This window comes from Streptomyces sp. UNOB3_S3 (genome assembly GCF_020740895.1).
In the GTDB taxonomy this organism is placed as follows: Bacteria; Actinomycetota; Actinomycetes; order Streptomycetales; family Streptomycetaceae; genus Streptomyces.
The window spans coordinates 1-1,943 of record NZ_JAILXP010000636.1 but is presented as its reverse complement, the minus strand read 5'-3'; the positions used below and the strand labels follow the sequence as shown (position 1 = coordinate 1,943).

The 1,943-nt window shown below is 74.3% G+C and carries 2 protein-coding genes; both read left to right on the top strand.

Annotated elements, in window-relative coordinates:
* Window positions 1-8 precede the first annotated feature (8 nt).
* Complete coding sequence (locus K6I33_RS34580) at window positions 9-1,244, top strand: ATP-grasp domain-containing protein (protein WP_229358759.1); 1,236 nt, start codon at window positions 9-11, stop codon at window positions 1,242-1,244.
* Window positions 1,241-1,943: IucA/IucC family protein (locus K6I33_RS34575; RefSeq protein ID WP_275126856.1), on the top strand; the 703-nt coding region annotated here is incomplete at its 3' end. The genes K6I33_RS34580 and K6I33_RS34575, both read left to right, overlap by 4 nt.

The following is a 1,943-nucleotide window of genomic DNA, read 5'->3' as shown; positions in this document are numbered from 1 at the left end:
GTGCCCCCGTGCGGCTGCATCTCCTCGCGCACAACCCGACCGACTCCGTCACCGAGGGCTATCTGCCCGCCGCCGCCCGCCTGGGTCTCGCGGTCACACTCCTGACCGACCAGCCCGAGGCGCACCGCCGCGCCTACGCGCGTCACGTCGCCCGGGGCGGCGCCCCCCTGCCCGGACTGGACGTCGTCGCCTGTGACGTACGCGACTTCCGCGAGGTCATAGGACGCGTCTCCGAACTCGGCAGGCCCGACGCCGTCTTCACCAACAGCGACCACCTGCAGACCCAGGCCGCGCTCGCCGCCGACTACTTCGGCCTGCCCGGCAAGGACTGGAAGGCGGCCCTCAACGCCAAGAACAAGGCCCAGCTGCGCCGCGCCCTGGCCGGAGCCGGCCTGGACGCCGTGCGCTCCCTCGAGATCCGCCCGGACGCGGACCTCGCCTCCCTCGCCACCTCCCTCGCCGCCGACGGTCTCCCCTTCCCCTGCGTGGTCAAGCCCCGCGAGGGCGTGGCCAGCGAGGACGTCGTCCTGGTGAACGACGCGGGCGAGCTCCTGGAGCGCTGCCGGGAGATCCGGGCCCGCCGCCCCGACGCCGCCCTCGTCGTCGAGGAGTACCTGGACGGGGAGCTGCACACCCTCGAGACGCTCGGCGACGGCGCCACCCTCCACGCCTACGCCGCCTTCCGCACCGAGCTCTCCCCCCTGCCGTACTTCATCGAGGAACGCCTCCACCTGCTGCCGGAACCACCGCAACCGCACAGCGACCAGGTCCTCGCCCAGCTGAAGGCGCTCGGCATCGGCTTCGGCGTCTGCCACACCGAGTACGTCGTCCAGGGCGACCGCGCCCGCCTCATCGAGGTCAACTACCGCTCCATCGGCGACCAGTGCGACCTCGTCCTCGCCGGACTGCTGGACATACCGCTCTTCGAGCACGTCCTGCGCACCCACCTCGGCGAGCCCCTGCCCGCCGCACTCGGTGCGCGCACGGACGGCCGGGTACGTATGGAGTACGTGTGCGCCGAGCGCGGCGGCACCCTCAAGACCGCGCCCGGGGCGAGCGACACCGAGCGCGACGGGGTCCGGCTGGTCTACCGGCCGCTGCGCGAGCTCGGCGAGGAGCACCCGCATTACCGCACGAACCGCGACTACCTGGGGGTGTTGCGGGCGACCGGTACCGACCAGGACCGGATCGACCGTGCCGTCGCGGAATTCCTGGCCGCCCGGCGATGGGAGATCGTCTCATGAGCCCGCTCATGGGCACGGCACCGACGGCTGCCGTGGCACCCGACGCCCTGGAGGACGAACTCCTCGGCAGGGTCCTGAGCACCCTGCTGCGCGAGGACGCCTACCGGCTGCGCACCAAGGCGGTCGCCGAACGGCACCCCGACGGCGACTGGCTCCGGCTCCCCGTCGAGGGGGAAACGTTGCTGCTGCCGGTCGGCCCCGAGGGCTTCCAGTGCGAGGTCCAGGCCCGCGAACCCGTCCTGCGCACCCCCGACGGCCCGGTACGCGGCCTGCGCCCCGCCCTGGCCAGGCTGCGGGCCGCCGCCGAGCCCGAGGACCGGGCCGGCTTCGACGCCTTCCTCGCCGAGTGCGACCAGGCGCTCGCCGCGATACGGCTCCACCACCGGGTCCGCGAGGACGTCGTCGCCCGGCTGGCCGGCACCTACGGCCGCTCCACCGCGGAGTGGACCGGGCTGCGCGGCTCCCTCGCCTTCGACACCCTGGCCGCCTACCGCGACCACCCCGTCTACCCCACCGGACGCGCCCGCTCCGGCCTCACCGAGGACGAACTGCGCGCCTACGCCCCCGAGTTCCACCCCGGCTTCGCCCTCCGCTGGCTCGCCGTCCCGCACGAGGCGGTCACCGGCGACCGGACCGCGCTGCCGCACTGGTGGCCCACCCCCGGCGCCCTCGGGCTGCCCCGCCTGGACGCCACCCACC